Annotated in this window: 21 protein-coding genes and 2 pseudogenes; 16 read left to right on the top strand and 7 right to left on the bottom strand. The window is 59.1% G+C overall.

Features of this window, described 5'->3' with window-relative positions:
• Positions 1-142 precede the first annotated feature (142 nt).
• Both NKJ23_RS19305 and tatB read right to left on the bottom strand, forming a co-directional pair.
• Positions 143-1,075 (bottom strand): CDP-diacylglycerol diphosphatase, encoded by a 933-nt coding sequence (locus NKJ23_RS19305; protein WP_352495678.1) that lies wholly within the window; start codon positions 1,073-1,075, stop codon positions 143-145.
• Positions 1,050-1,418, bottom strand: a complete 369-nt coding sequence (gene tatB, locus NKJ23_RS19300; protein ID WP_023680209.1) for a Sec-independent protein translocase protein TatB — start codon at positions 1,416-1,418, stop codon at positions 1,050-1,052. Before tatB ends, NKJ23_RS19305 begins: the two co-directional genes overlap by 26 nt.
• Positions 1,419-1,644: 226 nt before the next feature.
• On the opposite strand from tatB, the gene NKJ23_RS19295 reads away from it, so the two are divergent.
• Both NKJ23_RS19295 and NKJ23_RS19290 read left to right on the top strand, forming a co-directional pair.
• Entirely contained in the window at positions 1,645-2,211 is a 567-nt protein-coding gene (locus NKJ23_RS19295) for a hypothetical protein (RefSeq protein ID WP_352495679.1), read from the top strand.
• 282 nt (positions 2,212-2,493) lie between these two features.
• A complete protein-coding gene (locus tag NKJ23_RS19290) occupies positions 2,494-2,811 on the top strand; it encodes a hypothetical protein (RefSeq protein ID WP_352495680.1) in 318 nt (105 codons plus the stop codon).
• Positions 2,812-2,935: 124 nt separating this feature from the next.
• Here the strand turns inward: NKJ23_RS19290 and NKJ23_RS19285 are convergent, their stop codons facing one another.
• Positions 2,936-3,577, bottom strand: coding sequence for an inorganic diphosphatase (locus NKJ23_RS19285; RefSeq protein ID WP_352495681.1), 642 nt, complete (start codon positions 3,575-3,577; stop codon positions 2,936-2,938).
• A gap of 471 nt (positions 3,578-4,048) precedes the next feature.
• Here NKJ23_RS19285 and NKJ23_RS19280 point away from each other — a divergent pair, with 471 nt between their 5' ends.
• Both NKJ23_RS19280 and NKJ23_RS19275 read left to right on the top strand, forming a co-directional pair.
• On the top strand, positions 4,049-5,431 hold the full coding sequence (locus NKJ23_RS19280) for a multicopper oxidase family protein (protein ID WP_352495682.1): 1,383 nt from the start codon (positions 4,049-4,051) through the stop codon (positions 5,429-5,431).
• 294 nt (positions 5,432-5,725) lie between these two features.
• The gene (locus NKJ23_RS19275; protein WP_352495683.1) at positions 5,726-6,031 is read left to right on the top strand and encodes a hypothetical protein; all 306 of its coding nucleotides are present in this window, start codon (positions 5,726-5,728) and stop codon (positions 6,029-6,031) included.
• A gap of 80 nt (positions 6,032-6,111) precedes the next feature.
• Here NKJ23_RS19275 and NKJ23_RS19270 read toward each other — a convergent pair whose 3' ends face one another.
• On the bottom strand, positions 6,112-6,732 hold the full coding sequence (locus NKJ23_RS19270; protein ID WP_352495684.1) for a transglutaminase-like cysteine peptidase: 621 nt from the start codon (positions 6,730-6,732) through the stop codon (positions 6,112-6,114).
• A gap of 230 nt (positions 6,733-6,962) precedes the next feature.
• On the opposite strand from NKJ23_RS19270, the pseudogene NKJ23_RS19265 reads away from it, so the two are divergent.
• A pseudogene (locus tag NKJ23_RS19265) lies at positions 6,963-7,482 on the top strand (DedA family protein).
• A gap of 241 nt (positions 7,483-7,723) precedes the next feature.
• Here NKJ23_RS19265 and NKJ23_RS19260 read toward each other — a convergent pair.
• The gene (locus NKJ23_RS19260) at positions 7,724-8,554 is read right to left on the bottom strand and encodes a universal stress protein (RefSeq protein ID WP_352495685.1); all 831 of its coding nucleotides are present in this window, start codon (positions 8,552-8,554) and stop codon (positions 7,724-7,726) included.
• Positions 8,555-9,022: 468 nt separating this feature from the next.
• Here NKJ23_RS19260 and NKJ23_RS19255 point away from each other — a divergent pair, with 468 nt between their 5' ends.
• From NKJ23_RS19255 to NKJ23_RS19245, 3 genes are all read left to right on the top strand, one after another.
• The gene (locus tag NKJ23_RS19255) at positions 9,023-9,325 is read left to right on the top strand and encodes a helix-turn-helix domain-containing protein (RefSeq protein WP_352495686.1); all 303 of its coding nucleotides are present in this window, start codon (positions 9,023-9,025) and stop codon (positions 9,323-9,325) included.
• A 180-nt stretch (positions 9,326-9,505) separates the two neighbouring features.
• Positions 9,506-9,736: an IclR family transcriptional regulator gene (locus NKJ23_RS19250; RefSeq protein ID WP_352508350.1), complete on the top strand. Its 231-nt coding sequence runs from the start codon at positions 9,506-9,508 to the stop codon at positions 9,734-9,736.
• Positions 9,737-9,923: 187 nt separating this feature from the next.
• Positions 9,924-10,331, top strand: coding sequence for a tetratricopeptide repeat protein (locus NKJ23_RS19245; RefSeq protein ID WP_352495687.1), 408 nt, complete (start codon positions 9,924-9,926; stop codon positions 10,329-10,331).
• 101 nt (positions 10,332-10,432) lie between these two features.
• On the opposite strand, the gene NKJ23_RS19240 is transcribed toward NKJ23_RS19245, so the two are convergent.
• Both NKJ23_RS19240 and NKJ23_RS19235 read right to left on the bottom strand, forming a co-directional pair.
• Positions 10,433-10,669 carry a hypothetical protein gene (locus NKJ23_RS19240; protein ID WP_352681727.1) on the bottom strand — a complete coding sequence of 79 codons (237 nt, stop codon included), beginning with the start codon at positions 10,667-10,669 and terminating at the stop codon, positions 10,433-10,435.
• 319 nt (positions 10,670-10,988) lie between these two features.
• On the bottom strand, positions 10,989-12,335 hold the full coding sequence (locus tag NKJ23_RS19235) for a hemolysin family protein (RefSeq protein ID WP_023680195.1): 1,347 nt from the start codon (positions 12,333-12,335) through the stop codon (positions 10,989-10,991).
• Positions 12,336-12,379: 44 nt separating this feature from the next.
• On the opposite strand from NKJ23_RS19235, the gene NKJ23_RS19230 reads away from it, so the two are divergent.
• From NKJ23_RS19230 to NKJ23_RS19195, 8 genes and pseudogenes are all read left to right on the top strand, one after another.
• Positions 12,380-12,583, top strand: coding sequence for a hypothetical protein (locus NKJ23_RS19230; RefSeq protein WP_352495689.1), 204 nt, complete (start codon positions 12,380-12,382; stop codon positions 12,581-12,583).
• A gap of 168 nt (positions 12,584-12,751) precedes the next feature.
• Positions 12,752-13,426, top strand: a complete 675-nt coding sequence (locus NKJ23_RS19225; RefSeq protein ID WP_352495690.1) for a response regulator transcription factor — start codon at positions 12,752-12,754, stop codon at positions 13,424-13,426.
• Positions 13,427-13,466: 40 nt separating this feature from the next.
• Positions 13,467-14,819 carry a sensor histidine kinase gene (locus NKJ23_RS19220; RefSeq protein WP_348633256.1) on the top strand — a complete coding sequence of 451 codons (1,353 nt, stop codon included), beginning with the start codon at positions 13,467-13,469 and terminating at the stop codon, positions 14,817-14,819.
• Complete coding sequence (locus tag NKJ23_RS19215) at positions 14,816-15,880, top strand: ABC transporter substrate-binding protein (RefSeq protein ID WP_352681725.1); 1,065 nt, start codon at positions 14,816-14,818, stop codon at positions 15,878-15,880. Before NKJ23_RS19220 ends, NKJ23_RS19215 begins: the two co-directional genes overlap by 4 nt.
• A gap of 249 nt (positions 15,881-16,129) precedes the next feature.
• Entirely contained in the window at positions 16,130-17,233 is a 1,104-nt protein-coding gene (locus NKJ23_RS19210; RefSeq protein WP_023722101.1) for an ABC transporter substrate-binding protein, read from the top strand.
• Between the two features lie 120 nt (positions 17,234-17,353).
• The gene (locus tag NKJ23_RS19205) at positions 17,354-19,024 is read left to right on the top strand and encodes an ABC transporter permease (protein WP_352495692.1); all 1,671 of its coding nucleotides are present in this window, start codon (positions 17,354-17,356) and stop codon (positions 19,022-19,024) included.
• Complete coding sequence (locus NKJ23_RS19200; RefSeq protein WP_023722103.1) at positions 19,017-20,081, top strand: ABC transporter ATP-binding protein; 1,065 nt, start codon at positions 19,017-19,019, stop codon at positions 20,079-20,081. The genes NKJ23_RS19205 and NKJ23_RS19200 overlap by 8 nt, the downstream gene beginning before the upstream one ends.
• Before the next feature lie 126 nt (positions 20,082-20,207).
• Positions 20,208-20,314: pseudogene (locus NKJ23_RS19195) on the top strand (transposase); the annotation flags it as partial.
• Between the last annotated feature and the right edge of the window lie 65 nt (positions 20,315-20,379).

Genomic DNA, 20,379 nt, shown 5'->3' with positions numbered 1-20,379 from the left:
GGGCGGTCACGCAGCTTTGCTGCGCTGATCGGGTCTTGGATTGTCGTTTGCCATGCCCGGATACCATTCCGCGAAGACTGCTTTGAGACTTCCGTCGAGTGTCCGGGTGCGGCCATTGCTTCGCCCGTTGCCTCGTGGGCGCTCAACGCGAGGTGCAGTCGTGATCCAAAAGGCGCTCGGCCGCTGAGCTTTCCCAATTGGTCAGGATGTAAAATCCCGGTCTTGCGCCGGCGAGTTCGGCGCCAACGACGACGACATTTACGTGATGCATGGCGCGCCGGGCCTGCGGCAGGCCGGAAGCGATGATGCCGACTACGTTGGTCGTTTCCAAATCCGGCTTGTCGACTGCCTTGATCCAATAGCGTTTCCCCATCAGAGCCAAAGGGAGAAGCTGCCACGGACCTTCCACCTTCGGCCCCTTCAGGACAAGTTTCTTTTCCACCGACACCGCAACGCAATCGATATGGATGTGGAACTGATCCTGGGATCGCTCAGTCCTGGAATTCACAGCCATGGCGATGGCCGTTCGTGGAAGGTGACGTCCGAGGCTCGCCGAGACCTTGCTTCGTGCTTTCCACGCCCGATTCCAGAGTTGGGAACTGCCCTGCCAACGGACAGACGGGCTTTCAAGGCCGGCAACAGCCGTAAGTGGCGTCAACAGAAACTCGGTCCGGTATCGGGGTGATTTAATGAGAGCTGATCCAGGCACGCCCTGCCTGGGCAGGATCACTTCCTCGCAGGGGAAAGCGCTGCCAAGATGCGCTGCGGCAAGAGCGCAGGTCTGCACAACCTGCCAGAGCGCGTTGCGATGCGCTGAAGCGGAGCCGACGTCGGTGACCGCCGCAGTCAGCAACGCGATTGTCAAACAGAGCACGGCTGCAGCACGGCAGTGGTGGAACAATGGTAACCTGTGAAGGGATTTTACAGCGAGGGGAATGCCCGAGATGAGGTTTTGAGTCCCGGCGCGCAGTCGGCGAAACCGAAACGGTGAAGGTGGAGCGGCTGGGAGCCTCGCGATGGTTCCGATGGGCGACTGCTCTTCTGCCCGATCACTGGTTTGATGACGTTTCGGCATTAAACCTCGCATCCTTGGCCGTGACCGACGTCAGTTCAGATTCTGCGCCCCGCTCAGCGGCCGGATCGAGATTGCTGTCCTTCCCTACTATGGCCTTGTCAGCGCTTCGCGGCACGTCCTCCATCGCATTCTGAAGCATCGAGCGGGTTTCCTGCAGGTCGAGTTCCTTCTCGGCTTGACGTACGGCGTCGTCAAACTGCTTTCGAAAATCGCCCGCAATCCGATTGAATGTCTTCATCATTGCCCCCGCCGATCGCATGACTTTTGGAAGCTCCTCCGGGCCGAAAACAACCAGCGCCACCACGAAGATAACCAACAGGTGGGTCATGCCAAGTCCGAACATCGGTACGTCCTCTCGCGCATATCGCCGGCAGCGACAACCTCTCCGCGGTTTGCGGCGACCGATCCGGTTGAATGCCTCGACCTACGGCGCCAAATCCAACCATCATAGCCTCTCGCCTGAGCCATTCCAGTATGCGGCCGCGGGAATGTCGTTCATACTACGAGCCATGTGGCACCACTCGTCAACCCGAATATCAGGCGCACGTCTGGTAGGGATATTCGCAACCGTGCTCGCAGCAAGCGGACTCCTCGCTGGGGCCGATGGCACAGGGCCCAGAATATTTGAAGCAGGCGCCTACTCCTTTTCCGACGAACTCGGCGGATTCCGGATCATTGCCGCTTCGGGAGCCGGAACAAGGGCCGATCCCGTCGTGATCACCGAGGAACTCGAGTCGGCAAGCCCGGTAACCCTCACCATACGCGCCATCCGGCCGGTTCAGCCATTCGGTGCCTCCGGCAACTATGCCACCGGGTTCATTTCCCTAAGGATCGTTGCCCTCAACAACAGCGGTCACGCCTGGGTCGAATTCGAGTTCGAGTTGCAGGAGATTCTCAACCAGCCAAGCGATTCCAGCGACGGGCTTTCGTTCGACCAGGCGCGCCGCGAAACGGATGCAATTCGGTCCGATAGTTTCGCCGAATTCAGTCGTGAATTCGAACCTTATGACCATCTTCTGTTCCGGAAAGGCGAGGTCGATCCGCTGAGCACGGTTTCGTTCTCATTCCTGGTGACTGATTTCACGCCGACTGCGCGGCTCTATCTCGTTCAGGACCCGCGCATTCCCTCAACATGAACGTGTCGCGCATCATCGCGGCCGTTGGTTCGAACAACGCTGCTCGTCATGTATGCCGGCAGTTTGGCAGGTGTCGTTGGGCGCGGCATGCCGATGGATTTGCTGGTCATTTTGGTCGCTTGGCCGTGCCTTTGATTCGGGCCACAAAATAGGGACAACAGGGCAAAAACCGACGCGAACGACGATTGAGGATCGTGAGCGCCCGCGGTACGAGTTCTCCGCCGAGTTACTTGTGAAGCGTTCACACTAGCGACAGTTCCGGATCGTGCTATGATCTTGCGCATGAGGACGATCACGGCCTCTTACATTCTGGTTTTCGCGGCGCTCGCTGCAACGCCCGCGCGGGCCGAATGCCAGTGCCTCGCCAACGGCCACATTTTCCATCACGGCGAAATCGCTTGTCTGCAATTGCCGTCAGGTCCTGAACTCGCGCAGTGCGACATGGTTCTCAATATTTCGTCATGGAAAAAAATTCAGGATGGATGCCCCGAGGCGACGGCGCCGTTTGGCTTGCCTGTCAAAGGGGACGAGCAGAAACCAGGCGAAGGCGGAGATAAAGCCAACGATTTGGCTTTATCAACAGCAAACGCCCGGAGCTAAAGCGAAGCGCAGTTTGCGCGCATCCAACAGTGCGACGCAAGCCCAACGCATACCCTAGCGGTGTTCCAACACCGCTAGGAACCAGCCCTATGGATGAGCTTCCTGTTGAGATTCTGCTTTCCTGTCAGTCCTTCTTGTTCCGGTAGCTTTCAATGGCTTTGCCAACCATGTCGATGGCGACGTTGGCGCCACCAAAGCCGTTCAGCTCAACGGCCTTGCGGCCTTCAGGTAGCTGCTTGTAAACTCGAAAGAATGCCTCGATGCGCTGTCGTTCGATGGCCGGAAGATCATCGATGGTCTTGACCCCGTCATATTGCGGATCGATATCCGTAGCCGGCACAGCGATGATCTTGTCATCCGCTTCGCCGCCGTCGACCATGTTGAGCACGCCGATGGCGCGGACTTTGATCAGAGCACCGGGCACAACGGGTTCCCGGGTGAAGACAAGCGCATCCAACGGGTCGCCGTCGCCGCCCAACGAACTGGTAACGGAACCATAGTTGGCCGGATAGACGACCGGCATGGACTGATATCGATCGACGACGACATGGCCTGTCTCGGCATCGATCTCATATTTGGTGAAGCTTCCCGCCGGAATCTCGATAACCGTGTAAAATTCGCTGGTGTCTTTCGGCTGCGGAAAATCGAAAGCTGTGACGAATTCGGCGAAAGCGGGCTGCGTGCCCAGCAGGGCCGCAAGCGCCATGACAGTCGGCAACGCGCGCATGGTTGTCTCCAAAGGTTGGACGGGCAGGGCGCCCTGCATCCGCCTAGCCACCGTATGTGACGGCAGCATTACAGGGTTCCGTTATTGAAATTGGATGACCGTATTTGCACCGATCCTGCGGCGAGCAGAAATGGGCCGAGATAGAGCGCTGACGAGTGATGAGCGTCTATGGGCGTTTGCGTTTATGGGCGTTTAAGAGACGGTGGCCGCTTCAAATGTGCTATTTCAGGCGAGCCCATTTCCGGCAAGGGGATAGCTTGCGTCGTAACTCCTGCCAATCGGGCACGCTACACCCACAACACGCCGTTCGGCGAGAGCTGCCACGTAGACGCCTCGCGGCTCAGTGCGACGTTGTGTGGCAATCATCAAAAAGCAAGTGAAACTCCAACTTCAGTTGAAGTCCTTCGGAGACTACGCCACCTTGACCTTGAATCATTGCCAGGGTTCGAAATTCGTGAACGAAGAGACAACAACACCACGTCCGCTATACTCCACTGAAAGGGCTGCTTCATGTCGGGAATGTCGCGCAGGGGATTCTTGCTGGGCGGCACGGCAGCAGTAGCTGTCGGCGCTGCAGGCGGGCTGATTGCCGGCAGGGCCGTAGCAGCCGATCTGACCTTGCCGGTTTCAGCGATCAGTCGGTCGATTTTGCCCGGCACCGTCACCAAAGGGATGATGAGTTTCGGTGCGGGCGGGCCGCCGCCCACTCTGCGTTTATTGCGAGGTAGGCCGTTTTCCATAGACGTGGTCAATGATCTCGATGAAGCGACGAGTGTGCACTGGCATGGATTGCGCATCGCCAATGCCATGGACGGCGTGCCTTATCTCACCCAGCGTCCCATCGCGGCGGGCGAAAGCTTCCGTTACACGCTGACACCGCCGGATACCGGCACCTATTGGTATCATCCGCATTGCAACACGCTCGATCAGATGGCCCGCGGTCTGACAGGCATGCTTGTTGTCGAAGATGACGAAGATGCCGGTTTCGACCAGGATTTGCCGCTCAATATACGCGACTTCCGTCTCGGCGAAGACGGCCAGTTCATCGAATTGTTCAAGGCACGCAACGCTGCGCGCGGCGGCACGCTGGGTACGGTCTCGACAGTAAATTGGGAAGTCACCCCGATTTACGATCTGCCGGCGGGCAGCCTTGTGCGCCTGCGTTTGGCAGTCACGGATGTCACCCGTATCGGCACTTATGACCTCGATGGCGGAACGGCCAAAGTGATCGCTCTTGATGCCAACCCGCTGCCGCAGCCTGTTGCGCCTCGGGGCATTGTCATCGCGCCCGGCCAGCGCGCCGATATCGCCCTCCGCGTGCCTGATGGCGAAGACGAGATCGTCAGCCTGAATCTCAGAACAGCCAAGGGACCTCGCGTTCTCGTCCGATTCCGGCCTATCGGCGCCAGCGCGGGGCGGACGCTTGGCGAACTCAAGCCGCTGCGGCCGAATCGCGTACCGGAGCCGGATCTTACCGATCCCGAGACAATGGACTTCGTCTTTGGCTGGTCGCCCAATGGTGATGCGCCGGCGCCGGGTGTTTGCGGCACGCTCGGCTACACCTTCTGGTCGATCAACCGCGTCGCCTGGCGAGGGGACGCGCCGGGGCCAGTTGATCCGCTCGCGGCTCTAAAACGAGGCAAAAGCTATGTTCTGCGCCTTCGCAACGAAACGCCGAACGATCATCCGATCCATTTGCACGGTATGTCTTTCCGTCTGCTACGCTCCGACAAGCGCAAAATTGCGTCGCTTGTAACAGATACGGCCCTTCTTAAATCGCAAGAAGTGATGGAAGTGGCGTTGGTCGCTGACAATCCGGGTAATTGGGCATTCCATTGCCACGTCATTGAACATCAGAAGAGCGGCCTGACCGGTTATTTGCGTGTGGAATGACGCGGTCCTCATCCAGGGTTGCGTTGCCGAGGGCGTGAGAGGGTCGAAATTGGGCGAGGCGGAGCGTCCGAGTTCTCGCCGCGCTAATGGCGCTACTGCTCACGGGCGCCGGAGCGGCCGGCGACGGGTGCTGATCTGTGCATCTGATCGAGCCTCTGCTGAGTGGCCTCCCGGGCTCGCTCGCCAACGCCGGTTCCCATGCCACCGCGGTCGCGATTGCGTTCGTCATCATCACGGCGCTGTAGCTCATGCTGGGCGATCTGGCGCCCGCTCCGGATCGTGCTATGATTTCGCATGAGGACGTTCCATGCCTCTTGCATCCTGGTTTTCGCGGCGCTTGTTGCAACGCCCGCGCGGGCAGAATGTCAGTGCCTCGCCAACGGCCGGACGTTCCATCACGGTGAATTCGCCTGTCTGCAATTGCCGTCTGGACCGGAACTCGCGCAATGCGACATGGTTCTCAACATTTCGTCATGGAAAAAAATTCAGAGCGGCTGCCCGGAGGCGACAGCGCCATTGAGTGTGCTCGTCGAAGGGGGCGAGCAGCAATCAGGCGAAGCCGGACACAAAGCCTTAACAACGACGAACACTCCGACCTAAGACGAAGAGCAGGCTGCGCATCAGCCACAGAGATCTCTTTCGGCAAGGCGTCAACTTTGGGGTGAACTGTTACACTACCGTCACTTGATTGCGCTGACCAGCGGGTTGTCGCCATCGAGGGAGACCCAGCGCCCCGTGTCGGTGCCGGCTTGCCTCTTCAGGAAGCGGTAGCCGGTCTGGTCCCAGCGGCGCACCGTGTCGGTGAGGTTGTCGAGGATGAAGTCGCCCGTGTCGGTACGAACAGTCAGCACTGCATGACCCTCGCCGTCGGGCTTGCGAACAACCGTCATCAGCAGATCCGACACAGGAATGCCGCTGTTTATCAGACGGCGACGCTTTTCCAGCGCATAGTCTTCGCAATCGCCGAAACCACTGTCCGGATAAGCCCAGAATTCGTCCTGTCCGTACTGGTCGAGATCGCTCATCGGCTTGACGTTGTTGTTGACCGTCAGGTTAACGCTCGTAATCTGCCGCCAGAGTTTTCCGGTCATGTGCTCCGGACCATTGTCGCGTGAGCGGATCTCACATTCGGCCCGATGGGATTTGCAGAAATCGTAGTGACCGATCGGCTGCGAGGTAAAGCCACCGATCGGCATCGACTGTGAAGCCGTCGCCGCCGACCACGTGGATATTATCGCAATGATTGCAACGACCGCACCGCCGCCCAACCGTACGCACAACCGCACTCGTGAGGAACTCATCCGACCCGCCCAACCACCTTTGTTAAGAATGAGTTAAGGTCGATCCCGTGGGTTCTGTCAATCAGAGCGGGAGGAAGATCCTTCTGAATGGTTACTTGCGCCGTGTGCGTTGCTCGGCCGCTACACGTCTGCACGATTTCCGTTTCCTGCGCGGCAGGTCTTTGCCAGAGGGACCGATATGGTGAGATGTCAACCGTCGGTCACGCTTGGTGCGAATTGGAAAGTGATGAATGAGCCTCGATGAGGTCACGCAAGCGACGATCGCGTTTATCCGGACGCATGAAGCATGGGGTGTTCCGCTGGTGCTCGTGCTGGCCTTTGGGGAATCGCTGGCATTCATCTCTCTGTTGTTGCCTGCAACCGTGATCCTGATCGGTGTCGGTTTTCTCATCGGCGAAAGCGGTATCGCATTCTGGCCCCTGTGGCTTGCCGCCGCCATTGGGGCGGCATTGGGGGACTGGCTGTCCCGGCACGCGGTTGGGAAACGGGGTTTCGCACTATTGGCCCCTGTCACGTTATCCAAACCTCATTCCGCGCGGTCACCTGTTCTTCGAGCGATGGGGGGTGGCCGGGGTGTTCTTTGGGCGCTTCTTCGGTCCTTTGCGCGCATCCGTGCCATTGGCGGCGGGCATCTGTAAGATGCCCGCCTTGACGTTTCAGATTGCCAACATCACCTCAGCCTTCGTCTGGGCCACAGGTATTCTGGCTCCCGGCGCCTTCGGCCTCAAATGGCTGCAGGCGTGGATTTGATGGGCACCAAAGGCGGACCGTCATTGTCTGCCTCTGGCAAGGGCAGGAATCAATCGTAGGCGGCGCGAACGGGTATGCTCCCCAGTTCAGTTCGAGTTCGAATTTCGAAGGCGAAACAATCCGCAACTCAAGAGAATTAGGCACGGTTTCGTCTTGAACTCGTAGCTGGTTCCTTTGACGCCGCTGGCGCAACCGTAGGAGCCAACTTGCCGCCGCTACTCGAGGCCAGATTTGCAGATTTCTAGTGCGACAAAAGGACAGGCAGGCGCAGATCGCCCAGAACGCCCTTGGTTGCGCCACCCACGACAAAATCTCTCATCCGGGAATGGCCGTACGCACCCATGACAAGCAGATCGGCGCCCATGCCGACAGCGCGCTCCTGAAGCGTAACGCCAATGGGGCGATCTTCCGCATCGATTGAGACTCCCTCAGCGGGAAGGCCACGCATTCTCAGGCTTAAAGCAAGGCTTTCGCCAATATCGCGCAGCGGCTTTTCGATTGTCACCGTCAGTACGGTTATCTTTGCCGCACATTGCAGAAACTCATACGCGTCGGCAACGGCCCGGGCCGCAACGCGACTCCCATCCCAAGCGATGATAACATGATCGATTGCACCAACATTTGCGCTTTCCGGCAGAATTATGGTCGGTCGGCCCGAACCAAACACAACCGCGTCAACGGTCATGCGCGCAGTCTGGTTATTTGGCTCCAACCCAATCAAAGCAAAATCGAAATAGCGTGACTTCACTGCCGCAACATCGCTGACAGATGCCGGCTGAACAGCAATCTCCTCGGTTGTCAGGGACGATCCGACACGTGCCGCTTCAGCTTTCAATGCCTCCAGCAAATCGAGCCCGTGCTTGCGGCTGGTCGCTTCTGTCTCCCGGATCATTTCGGGAAGGTTGATCAAGTATCTCGACACCGGGTTGGAAATACCCGGGATATCGACATTGATCGTTAATGCGTGAAGCGCCGCGCCAATGTGCTTGACCACCGCGATTGCGTTTAAGGCGATTTTGGTGGAATTCGCTTCCGGATACGTCACCAGAGGAAGTAAGGCAATCTTATTCATCAAACCTCAGCTCCATGATTTCGGCCGCTGTCGAGCGACCAATGGCCCAACGCGTGTTACACACCTCAAGCCTCCTACTTCAGCCCGCCAAAAAACTCAGACGACCGAGGTTCGCTATCGCCTACCTCGATATTCCAAGGCGATCTTGCGCCGCATCGATTCCGTCCTGAACGGTCGTGGCTATAATGGCAGGCATCGATGACGAGAAATGTCAACAAAGATTAGCCCGTTTGTTGCCATGAGCGCAGTGGCGCCCGCAAGCATGGTTTTGACAGTAACGGCAGCCGAGGATGTGGCGGAAACTCCGCTGTTCACGATCCGCGCCGGGGACCATCGGGGTTTGACATCTGGGGATCCGCGTTCTGCGATCATCCTTCCTGAATCCGGATACCGGCCAAACCTGGATGCCTAGCGAAGCTGTAACGCAGCCTAGCGCAACCGACGCGCCAGTGTTGTGGTCCCTACATTATGTCCGGCAGGCTCCAAGCAGACACAAGAGCGGGAGGGGTTGAAGCTGTCGATCGCGCGCTTTCGATCCTCGGGTGCTTCACAGAGCGCGACGAAGGTTTAAGCTTGGCCGAGATTTCTTCTAGAACAGGCCTCTACAAAAGCACGATCCTTCGGTTAACGGAATCCCTTGTCCGGAGTGGCTACATTGTTCGCATGGCGGACAAGCGCTTTGCTGCCGGCCCTACGCCGATGATATTGGGCTCATTCTACCGTCGTCGTTTTAGAGGCCTTCGTTCGGCCTCTCCTTTTGAGCCTTGTTGAACAGGCGAATGAAAGCGCATCGTTTTTTTCGAAAGGAGGGAAATCGCAGCATTTGCCTGTTTCGTGCAGACTGTCGCCATTTGATCCGGGATCAAATCCGAGAGGGCGATGTGCTTTCGCTTGACCATCATGGTGCTTGCTCGGTTTAGTCTCGCTAAGCCTAGAATGCGAATAGCTCTTATGGCGAAGATTCCGTTTGTATCGCTCGGGGAGGGCGATTCTGAAACAGCGACGATGGCCGTACCGGTTTTTTCAGGCAGCGAGGGCTTGGCCGGAGCGCTGGCTGTTTCTGGACCGCTGACCAGATTTACACCGGAAAAGCTGGTCAACATGAGACCGCTTTTGCTGGAATTTGACGAACGCCTATCGACATCCCTTGCGAGTAGCCAATATTTACAAGCGCGCTCATAGAATGGTCGTCACTAGAGCGTGTGTGCCCAAGGGCACGGGAGCAGCAGTTGGGGCGGATTGTAGCCTTCTTGCCTTTGGAAGCGGTTAAGCGTGATGACAAGCGAGGCTCCAAATCGGCTACTCTGCTCGATTCATGGCAAGCGGCCCCGCCAAACATGATTGGAATCGACATCGGGCGCTTGAGGACATGACTGCCAGTGAGTGTCCGAGCAACAACGCGCACAATCAAAGCGATAGTGGCGATCTGATCCGCTGGGCGGTGGCTGCTTTCAATTCCGGTAATCACGACCAAGCGATGCATCTGTGCGCATTGGGCCTGGGGCAGCACCCGGGCGATCCAGCGCTTTGCCATCTTCTGGCGGCGGTCCTGTTCGCAAGGGCAGACATGCCGGGGGCTCGTGCGCGCATCGAAGCGAGCCTTGCCGTTCGCACCGCCGGGAAATTAATGCCTCCATCGTTGAACCGGTCGGAATCCACCAGGCCCGTCACCAGCCTGAAGGGCAGATCGTCGCGATTGACCGGATGCGTCGCGAACAGCGACCAGCCGTCCTCGACCTGTATGGTCCAGAAGCTGTTGAATTTGAGGGCGGCTTGACCGGGAGTGGCAAACGGGCTGCCTGCGAGTTGCCCCGGCGTGTGGAAGCTCAAAGGCGCTCGGGGGTGGTTCCCGGTGACCGGGTCCGGAATCTGCCAGTCCTAGGAAAAGGTCCCTTTGTCGGCGATGACGTCGCACGGCAGGAGGATCATGAAGCCACAGGTCATCGCATCGATAACGGGCGGGCACTGCTTGAGCGTGCGAATGTCGCGGCCGTGGATCGCCGAAAAGGAAGTAGCGGGCATTGTGCGCAGCCAATCCGGCAACGCGCCGCGCGCGAGGATCGGGCGTGGCAAATGCTCGACCAACATTGGATCACATCGGAAAATGACACGCATCGTCGCCTCCCGGCATTGCGATACCAGGATTGCCGATCACACTCCAAGCGGCGATAAGGCAAGGGCAATGCTCCGTTGACACTTTGGACAAGTTGGCGAGTTTTTTTAATACAGGCGAAACCCATCCGTCCGCTAGCCCAAGCCGTTCCAAAGGCCATCAGGGAAGGGAGCCACGCAGGCAACCAACTGCCGCGTCATCATGACTAACGGCAGAATCACCACCACGACTGCCGGGTTTGCGGGATAAAGGAAGGGCGCCGCCGAGCAACCACGCAAAAATGAAAATGACGACGCCTGTCTTGCAGGAATCCGGGCATTCTTACTCCGATGTTTCTTGCCGCCCCGTGGGAGAGTTCCTTCGTGCGAGCAGTTTGTCGATCCGCCGGCCATCCATGTCCACGATCTCGAAGTGCCAGCCGCCATAATCAAAATGTTCCCCGACCTCAGGCAGATGCCCTAGTCGAAACAGGGCAAATCCTGCGATCGTATGGAAGTCGCCTTCAGTTGGCCGTGCCCGAAAACCAAGGCGATCGAAGGCGTCCTGGGCCGACATCATACCATCCACGAGAAGGGAGCCGTCTTCACGCTCGACGATATCCGGCTCTTCGCCTTCGATGTTGGGCAGGTCGCCGGCGATGGCTTCGAGCAAATCGGTCTGGGTAACAATTCCTTCCAGACTTCCGTACTCGTCGAGGACCATTGCTATGCGGACGGGCGCCTTCCTGAACTGCTCCAGCACTTTGAAAATCGGCGTTGATTCATGAACGACGAGCGGCTCACGGATGATCGCCATCGGATCGAGAACCTGCCCGTCAAGAACCTGGTCGAGCATGTCCTTCTTCAGAACCATGCCGAGCAGTTCATCGATACCGCCCTTGCCGACAAGGAGCTGCTCATGGCGGCAATCGCGGATCGTACGAAGAATCTCGGTTCGGTCATCATTCACGTCGATCCAGTCGATATCCGGCCGAGGCGTCATGATGTCACTGATGCGGCGCTCGCCGATATTGAAGACCCGCTCGACCATCTCCCGCTGCGCCTGCTGCAACAGCCCGCCTTCCTGACTGGCCGAGATCAGAAGCTTCAGCTCGTCTGGCGAGTGCAATGAATCCTCACCGGTTCCCGGGCGCAGGCCGCAGAGTCGCAGAACGAGGTTGCCGAGACCATTCAGCATTAGAATCGCCGGCCTAAGCAGAAAGAGGAACAGACCGAGCGGACGCACGACCCAGAGCGCAGTGTCTTCGCTGCGCTGGAGCGCCAGACTCTTTGGTGCGAGCTCGCCAAGCACGATGTGAAGCGCGGTGATGATGATGAAAGCGATCGCGACGGCGACAGTGTGTGAGCCCGCAGTCGCCAACGACCCCAGCAGCCCGATCAAGAGAGGCTCGACGAGATGCGCGAGAGCAGGTTCGCCGATCCAGCCGAGCGCCAGCGATGAAATGGTGATGCCGAGCTGGGTCGCCGCCAGATTGGCATCGAGATTGTCGACGGCCCGCTGGAGCGCTGCCGCGTTCAGCCGCCCAGCCGCAGCGAGTTCGGCAACTCGGCTTCGGCGCACGGCGACCAGGGAAAACTCGGCGGCGACAAAGAAGCCGTTTGCGGCCACGAGTAGGAGAACCGATAAGATTCCAAGAATGTCGCTCAAACTGCCATCGCCTGTCGGCATGATATCCTCTTAATGACGCAATTGGATACGTCTCTGAAGCGCAAATGATGGCATTGCGCAATCGCTATCAGCATCACGATCGCCAGAAGCATAATCCCCTGATGGCGATGGTGGTGCATCTACTAGCGACTGATCACGGTGCGGTCGAACACGTTGAATGCGGCAAAGTGCGTGGTCCAGCCGTGGCTTGCAGCGCGGGTCATGTACCGACGCGCCCCGTTCTTGGCGTGGATGCGCAGATCACATGAAGGCAGACGCCATCACGCAGCCCGTCGATAAAGCTCAAATGATTGGACAGCTTGAACTGCTGACGGTAACAGGGCTGAAGCCAACGCGTGATCTGCAGATGATGTCAAGCGCCTCTCCGCAAAGAGGTGACGCTTGATAGGCGGCTGCTTCCGTGCAAATGCTCCGGCATGCGAATTGTCCTCGTCGAAGACACGCGCGACGTTGGCGAGGCTATCAGCCGCCGCTTCGAAACGATCGGCCACGCAGTCGATTGGGAGACGGACGGCCGTGCTGCCGCAGAGATCCTCGATTTCACCTGCTACGATCTCGTCATCCTCGACGTCATGCTGCCCAGCCTCGACGGGTTTGAAATCGTTCGACGGCTCCGGCAGGCAAGGAATACCACCCCGGTTCTGATGTTGACGGCCCGTTCCGAGATAGAGGACCGCGTTGGCGCGCTCGATCTCGGCGCCGACGACTATCTGGTCAAACCGTTCGATTTCCGGGAATTGGAAGCGCGCGCCCGTGTTCTGCTCCGGCGGAAAAGCGGCGAGGCGACCAACATCGTACAGTGTGGCGATGTCGTGCTCGACCGCGGCAGCCGCTCAGTCCGAGTAGGCAGGCGCGAGGTGCAATTGAAACGACGCGAGATGACGTTGCTTGAGATACTGGCGTCGCGGCCAGGCCGCGTCTTCAGCAAAGATGAACTTATCGATCAGCTTTTCGGGTTTGACGAGCCGGCCAATCAGAACGCGATCGAACTTTATGTCGGGCGGCTGCGCAAGAAGCTGGAAGGCGCCAAGGCGCAGATCGTTACCGTGCGGGGCGTGGGATATCAACTGGCTTCCGATGATACCGGCTGAGCCTTCCCTTTTCACGCGCCTGGCGGTCCGCATCTCGCTGGTGCTGGGCCTGGGTGCGGCTCTTCTGGTGAGTGCGGCGTCGTACTACGCACGTACCGCCGCCGATGACGCCTATGACCGGCTTCTGCTTGGTGCGGCCATCCAGATGGCAGACAGCCTTACGGTTGAATCCGGTTCGCTTATCATCAACCTGCCGGTATCAGCTTTTGAACTCCTGGGCCTCGCCAGCCGCGATCGCATCTTCTATCGCGTGATCGGCCCTTCCGGCGCGACGCTGACAGGTTATGCCGATCTGCAAACAGAAGTTGATCTGGCCGCAATACACGATGTCCCGGTATTGGAATCGGCGCATTATCGCGGCGAACCGGTTCGGATTGCGGTGGTGGCGCGCGCACTGTCCGATCCAGCCGTATCCGGTTGGGCGCATGTCATCGTTGGGCAGACCACGGAAGCCCGCCGCGCGCTCGCGGGTGAATTGACTCTCAGGGCGACCGTCCTCCTGGCGATCATGAGCATATTGGCATTGGCTGGAGCGATGATTGCTATTCGCTATTCTCTGCAACCGGTCAAGCATCTCGGAGCGACGCTCCGCCGTCGCGATCCACAAGACCTGACGCCGGTAACGGTCGTCGTACCGAGAGAATTGCGGCCCTTCGTTACTTCCATCAATTATTTCATGAGTCGGCTCGACGAGCGCGTGGAACTCCTGCAGCGCTTCATCGCCGACGCGGCGCACCAGATCAGAACGCCGCTGACGGCGCTAACGGCGCAGCTCGATCTGTTGAGTCAAGCCAAGCTGGACAAGTCGAGCCGCCAGCATCTCGATCGCGTACAGCAGCGCGCCAGCGAACTTGCGCGCCTGACCAACCAGTTGCTCAGCCACGCCATGGTCATCCATCGTGCCGATTCCGTGCAGCTTCAGCCGCACGATCTGGCAGATGTCGCACGGCGCGCTTTCCGTGCGGCGGTTCCGATAACTATCGATCCGGACATCATCGTCTCCTTCGAGGCGCCTGACGACGAGCCGGTCGTGCTTGCGGACGCCGTCAGCCTTCGCGAAGCGATCGTCAATATCATCGACAATGCCTTGCGCCATGGAGTGGTGTCGCGCCTTGAAGTCAGAGTACGCAGCGACGGTACACGTGCCCATCTCGAGGTCGAAGATGACGGACCGGGCATTCCGCGGGGCGAGTGGGAGCGGGTTACGCAGCGCTTCGAAACGTCCAAATCTCATGACGGCAGCGCAGGTCTTGGTTTCGCCATCGCGTCGGAGGTTGCGGCGGCTCACGGTGGCGCGCTGACCTTTCGCGAGACAAGCAAGGATGGCGGGAAGGGCACGCAAGGGTTCACCGTCACCTTGACGTTGCCCATCGCGACGGAGAAGACCGGATGATAACGGGAACATTGCCGACATTCGGTTTGATGGCTGCCGTCGTCTTATGCATCGGTCACGCGGCAAGAGCTGCTGAAGGAAGCAGCGCATTTTTCCCTTCGTCTCAGCCGGAGAAGAACCGACTGTCGATCCACGCCGCGACCGATCTGGCGGCAATGGAACCACTGATCCGGGATTTTCAGTCCGTTTTCCCCAACGTGGCAGTCGACTATGTTGAATATGTCACCAACGACTTGCAAAGGAGTGCCAGTGAAGCCTGTCGGACGGACGCGGTGCTGGGCGACATCTTGTTGTCTCCGTCGGTCGACCAACTTGTGAAGCTCGCCAATGACGGCTGCGCGGCGCCGCACGTGTCGGCCGAAACCGCGCATGTCGCCAATTGGGCAAACTGGCGCGACGAGGTATTCGGCTTTACCTACGAACCGGCCGTCTTCGTCTATAACGCCCGCCTCGTGCCGTCCGGCGACGTACCGCGCACCCACATCGAACTCGCCGATCTTCTCAGGCGGCGGATCGATTTTTATCGCGGACGGGTCGGAACGTTCGACATCCGACTTTCGGGCATCGGCTACCTATTGGCGTTCAGTGATGCGCGGCAGACGACGGCGGTCTACGGTCGGCTTCTGGAAAGCATGAGCCGAGCGGAAACTGTGGTGCGTTGTTGCACCGCGGAGACCCTTCAGGACGTTGCAAACGGGAGCCTATATATAGGCTACAATATGATCGGGTCATACGCCTACGCGGCGGCCAGGGGCAATTCCGACTTGAGGGTCGTTGTCCCGCGGGACTATGCGCTGATACTCAGTCGTGGCGCGCTCATTCCGAAGACGGCGCCGAATATGGACGTTGCCAAACGATTTCTCGACTACCTTCTGTCGGCCCGGGGACAGAAGGTTGCCAGGGATAGCGCCTTCTTCTTTGCCGAGAACGGGCAATTGCCTGAGGGAGCGGACGGCCCGGAAAAACTTGGGGAGTCTGGTATCGCGCGCGCCATACGCATCGGCCCTGCGTTACTTGCCGTACAAGACGAGGCGTTGCGCCGCCGCTTCATCGAGGATTGAAGCAAGTCCATGATCGATGCGCAGGGCCAGCGACCGTGACGCGTAGGATGCCGCCCCAAGATTTCAGCAATCCCGCAATACGTCGATGTGGCCGATCCCGCTGTCATCGACAATCTGATCACGACCCATCGGGCCTAGTCGGCTGAGCAAACCTCGACATCGCCGTGACAGGTTGGTGACAGGTCAGGATGATACTCGCCTTTTGTGCCTGGAGGAGGTACGATTTAGGCGAACTTGGAGGAGACCCTAATGAAAAATCGTCTTGCGACGATGATGGCCGCGTTTTCGCTGTCAGCCGCTTTTGTGACGCTTGCCGCCGCTGCCGAGATCCCCGCCGGGTATCCGGACAACTACAAGGATCTAGTGGCCGCCGCCACCGCGGAAGGACACCTCAGCATCTATTCGACGACCGATGCGGCGCTGGTCCAGCCCTTGCTCAAGGACTTCGAAGCAGCATTCCCCGGCATCGCCGTCGAATATTCCGACCTCAATTCCACCGAACTCTACAATCGCGTCATTGCCGAAACCGCTTCGGGCCAAGGCACGGCAGATGTCGCATGGTCTTCGGCTCCGGATCTGCAGATCAAACTTGCCGCAGACGGCTATGCGCAGGAATACAAATCCGTGGAGGCGGCCCACCTTCCGGCCTGGGCGTCCTACAAGGACATGGTCTATGGTACCACCGCCGACCCGGTGACTTTCGTCTACAACAAGCGTCTCGTGCCTGAAGGCGATGTTCCCGCAACCCACGCCGATCTTCTCAAGCTGATGACTGGGAAGACCGCAGAATATGATGGCAAGATCGCGTCCTACGATCCGGAAAAATCCGGTGTCGGCTTCTATTTCTACAACCAGGACGCCAAGAACTGGACCGATTCCTGGGCGCTTAACAAGGCTTTTGGCAAGGCCCATATCAAGCTCTACAGCTCCGCCGGCTCGATGATCGAGAAGGTCACGTCTGGCGAACATTCCATCGCCTATGGCATCTTCGGCTCATATGGCCTCGCCAAGCAGGCCAAGGACGAGAACCTCGGTGTGATAATCCCGAAGGACTATGTCCTGGTGACCACCCGCGCCACCGTCATTCCGGCGGAAGCCCAGGATCCCAATGCTGCGAAGCTATTCGTAGACTATCTGCTGTCGGCGCGCGCGCAGAAGCTGATCGCCGACGACATCAAGCTCTATGCCGTTCGTGATGACGTTGAAGGGGCAACCACGCTGGCGTCCATAAAGGCCGCCGCCGGTGAAAACGTTCACCCGATCGCGCTCGACGACAAGCTGCTCGAAGGTCTCGACGAGACGACACGGCTGGCGTTCCTCAACGAGTGGCAGAAAGCCATGAAGGGCGAGTAATCGCTTGATCGGGAGTGCCTCCACAGTCGGCTCTCTCACCCTTCTTGCTATTAAGAATCATCGGAACGGCGCGCTTGCGCTCTTGCTAGCGGACGGCCCCCGGCTTTGTTCGAGGCAATCATGCCCTTCCGTGTCTTTCGTGTCAGCACCAACCTCCTCGCCATCCTGGTGGTGCTGGCGCCGGTCACCCTGATCATTTATCAGAGTTTTCTGTCCGCGCCTTTCTTCCAGAAAACCGCGCATCTGTCGCTGAACGCCTACAGCTTCATCCTCGCGGACGCGGATTTCTGGCTAGCGCTGACGACTTCGCTCAAGCTCGCGGTGGGCATGACGGTGATCGCAGTTCCGGTGGGAATCCTGCTGGCGTTCATCATCGTGCGCACCGACGTGCCGGGCAAGCGCTGGCTGGAGCCGATCATCCTGATCCCGGTTTTCATGTCGGCGGTGGTGCTGGCCTTCGGCTATGTGATGACACTGGGACCAGTCGGCTTCGTCTCGCTGGCGGTCAAGTCGATGATCGGCTACGTGCCCTGGAATGTCTATTCGGTGACATCGATCGCGATCATTGCCGGGCTCACCCATGTCCCACATGTCTATCTCTATGCATCGGCGGCGCTCCGCAACGTTGGCGCCGACCTCGAAGAGGCGGCACGCACCGCCGGCGCTGGCCCTTGGCGCGTCGCCGCCAGTGTGTCGCTGCCCATGGTGATGCCGGTGGTGCTCTATGCGGCGGTTCTGGTGTTCTTCCTCGGTTTCGAACTTTTCGGCCTGCCGCTGGTGCTTGGCGATCCGGAAGGCGTGCTGGTTCTCGCCACCTATCTCTACAAGCTCACCAACAAGCTCGGTGTTCCTTCCTACCAGTTGATGGCCGTAGTGGTGGTGGCGATCATCATGATCGCGCTGCCGCTGGTCGTGCTGCAGCGCTACATGCTGCGCAACGCCAGCCGCTATGTGTCTGTCAAAGGCAAGGGCAGTCGGCACAACCCCATCCGGCTGGGCGCTCTTCGCTGGCCGGCCTTCGCGCTTGTGGTGGCCTGGTTCGCGGCCACCGTGATCATACCGGTGGGCGGCGTCGCAATTCGTTCACTGGTGACAAGCTGGGGCGTCGGGGTGAATATCTTCCAGGTGCTGACGTTGGATCACTATCGCGATCTCGCTGACTATCCGAATGTCATCAGCGCCATTATCAACACGGTCGGCGTCGCGGTGGTCGGCGGCGCGGCTTCGATCGCGGCCTATACTGCCGTGGCACTCGCCGGTCACCGCTCGAACGCACCCCTGACTAAAGTCGTCGATTACGTGGCCATGATACCGCGGGCGATGCCGGGCATTGTGGCTGGCCTGGCCATGCTGTGGATATTTCTCTTCTTCAAGCCGATCGCACCCCTGCGTGCCACGATGAGCTCGGTATGGCTCGCCTATACCATTGTCTGGTTCGCCTATGGCATGCGGCTGATTTCCGGAACGCTCCTGCAGATCGGCAAGGAGCTCGAGGAAGCCGGCCGGTCAGTTGGCGCCAGCGAGGGCCGGGTCGCCCGGGACATCACGCTGCCGCTCATCCGCGGCGGCATGTTCTCGGCCTGGCTGTTGATCTTCCTGATCTTCGCCCGTGAATATTCGACGGGCGTCTATCTGCTCGGACCGGGAACCGAAGTGATCGGCTCGCTCATGGTTTCCCTTTGGGGCACCGGCGCGATCGATCTGGTCTCGGCTCTCGCCGTCATCAACACCGTCATCATCGTGACCGGTCTTGCCCTCGCGATGCGCTTTGGAGTCCGCCTCAATGACTGACATCATCATAGACGGCCTGCGCCTCAGTTACGGCAACCTTGAAATCCTGAAAGGTGTGTCCTTCTCGGTCGAACCGGGTCAGATCGTCGCCTTGCTCGGCGCGTCCGGGTCCGGCAAGACGACGCTCTTGCGAGCGGTCGCCGGTCTGGAGACACCCAACAGCGGCAAGATACTGCTCGGTGACAAGCCGCTTTTCGATGCCGGGCAGAACATCAATCTGGCGCCGGAAACGCGCGGTCTCGGGCTGGTATTCCAGTCCTATGCGCTGTGGCCTCATCGGACGGTGTCCGAGAATGTGGGTTATCCCCTGAAGCTGCGCAAAGTGTCCCAGGCAGATGTTGCGAGCCGCGTCCAGAAGGCTTTGGACAGCATCGGCCTCGGCAAACTGGGCGAACGCTATCCGCATCAGCTCTCCGGCGGACAGCAGCAGCGCGTGGCGCTGGCCCGCGCGCTGGTCTATGAGCCGAACGTGATTCTGCTCGATGAGCCGCTGTCAAATCTGGACGCCAAGTTACGCGAAGAAGCGCGGATCTGGCTGCGCCGCCTCATCACCAATCTCGGGCTATCGGCGCTGTGCGTCACCCATGATCAGGTGGAAGCGATGGCGCTCGCCGACCGCATCCTGCTGCTCAACGGCGGCCAGATCGAACAGGACGGAACACCCAAGCAAATCTACAACAAGCCGAAGAGCCTGTTTGCAGCAGAGTTCATGGGTGCCAGCAATCGCCTTGACGGCGTGGTCACCGCCATCAACGGCAACCGTGCGGAAATTGTCGCCAACGGCATCCATCTTGTGGGCAGCGCCCAGCAGGAGCTGACCGTCGGCGCCAAAGTCACCGCACTCGTCCGGCTTGAGCGGGTGACGTGGTCCGGGGAGGACGGCCCTGGACGTATCGCCATGACCTGCGTCGAGAGCCTTTTCCTTGGCGATCGGCATGAAGTCATTTTCGAAAGCAATGACCTGACCATCCGGACCTATTCCCGGGACGCCCTTCCGTCCGGCCAATACCATGTCGAGTTCCCGTTCGAGGATCTGATGGTCTTCGCGGCGGAATGAACTCCGGCGTTCACCACGAAGAGGATCATTCTTGCCAACCGGCATAAACATCGTCGAGCGGCTGACCTGCCACGGGCAATTTCCTCCATCTGAGATTAGAGTCCGGCTCGATTGAAGGGCGGACTGATGAAAAGAAAGCGGTTTACGGAAGAGCTGATCATCGCGGTCCTGCGTGAGCATGAGGCGGGGCAAAAGCGGGCGACCTGGCGCGCAAGCATGGGACCTCCGAGGCGGTTAGCCTTACACACGTGTTGAACGCGTGTTCGCTTGCGCATCACCGGGTATCAAAGCTAATGAA

The organism is Mesorhizobium sp. M0184 (assembly GCF_040322215.1).
GTDB lineage: Bacteria > Pseudomonadota > Alphaproteobacteria > Rhizobiales > Rhizobiaceae > Mesorhizobium.
This window is presented reverse-complemented; position numbering and strand designations above follow the sequence as displayed.

What these genes read in the sequence shown, in the direction of transcription:
- NKJ23_RS19305 (WP_352495678.1), bottom strand. Translation starts at nt 1,075, where the DNA reads ATGCCGAAACGTCATCAAACCAGTGATCGGGCAGAAGAGCAGTCGCCC.
- tatB (WP_023680209.1), bottom strand. Translation starts at nt 1,418, where the DNA reads ATGTTCGGACTTGGCATGACCCACCTGTTGGTTATCTTCGTGGTGGCG.
- NKJ23_RS19290 (WP_352495680.1), top strand. Translation starts at nt 2,494, where the DNA reads ATGAGGACGATCACGGCCTCTTACATTCTGGTTTTCGCGGCGCTCGCT.
- NKJ23_RS19285 (WP_352495681.1), bottom strand. Translation starts at nt 3,577, where the DNA reads ATGCAGGGCGCCCTGCCCGTCCAACCTTTGGAGACAACCATGCGCGCG.
- NKJ23_RS19280 (WP_352495682.1), top strand. Translation starts at nt 4,049, where the DNA reads ATGTCGGGAATGTCGCGCAGGGGATTCTTGCTGGGCGGCACGGCAGCA.
- NKJ23_RS19275 (WP_352495683.1), top strand. Translation starts at nt 5,726, where the DNA reads ATGAGGACGTTCCATGCCTCTTGCATCCTGGTTTTCGCGGCGCTTGTT.
- NKJ23_RS19270 (WP_352495684.1), bottom strand. Translation starts at nt 6,732, where the DNA reads ATGAGTTCCTCACGAGTGCGGTTGTGCGTACGGTTGGGCGGCGGTGCG.
- NKJ23_RS19260 (WP_352495685.1), bottom strand. Translation starts at nt 8,554, where the DNA reads ATGAATAAGATTGCCTTACTTCCTCTGGTGACGTATCCGGAAGCGAAT.
- NKJ23_RS19255 (WP_352495686.1), top strand. Translation starts at nt 9,023, where the DNA reads ATGTCCGGCAGGCTCCAAGCAGACACAAGAGCGGGAGGGGTTGAAGCT.
- NKJ23_RS19250 (WP_352508350.1), top strand. Translation starts at nt 9,506, where the DNA reads ATGGCGAAGATTCCGTTTGTATCGCTCGGGGAGGGCGATTCTGAAACA.
- NKJ23_RS19245 (WP_352495687.1), top strand. Translation starts at nt 9,924, where the DNA reads ATGACTGCCAGTGAGTGTCCGAGCAACAACGCGCACAATCAAAGCGAT.
- NKJ23_RS19240 (WP_352681727.1), bottom strand. Translation starts at nt 10,669, where the DNA reads ATGCGTGTCATTTTCCGATGTGATCCAATGTTGGTCGAGCATTTGCCA.
- NKJ23_RS19235 (WP_023680195.1), bottom strand. Translation starts at nt 12,335, where the DNA reads ATGCCGACAGGCGATGGCAGTTTGAGCGACATTCTTGGAATCTTATCG.
- NKJ23_RS19230 (WP_352495689.1), top strand. Translation starts at nt 12,380, where the DNA reads ATGATGGCATTGCGCAATCGCTATCAGCATCACGATCGCCAGAAGCAT.
- NKJ23_RS19225 (WP_352495690.1), top strand. Translation starts at nt 12,752, where the DNA reads ATGCGAATTGTCCTCGTCGAAGACACGCGCGACGTTGGCGAGGCTATC.
- NKJ23_RS19215 (WP_352681725.1), top strand. Translation starts at nt 14,816, where the DNA reads ATGATAACGGGAACATTGCCGACATTCGGTTTGATGGCTGCCGTCGTC.
- NKJ23_RS19210 (WP_023722101.1), top strand. Translation starts at nt 16,130, where the DNA reads ATGAAAAATCGTCTTGCGACGATGATGGCCGCGTTTTCGCTGTCAGCC.
- NKJ23_RS19205 (WP_352495692.1), top strand. Translation starts at nt 17,354, where the DNA reads ATGCCCTTCCGTGTCTTTCGTGTCAGCACCAACCTCCTCGCCATCCTG.
- NKJ23_RS19200 (WP_023722103.1), top strand. Translation starts at nt 19,017, where the DNA reads ATGACTGACATCATCATAGACGGCCTGCGCCTCAGTTACGGCAACCTT.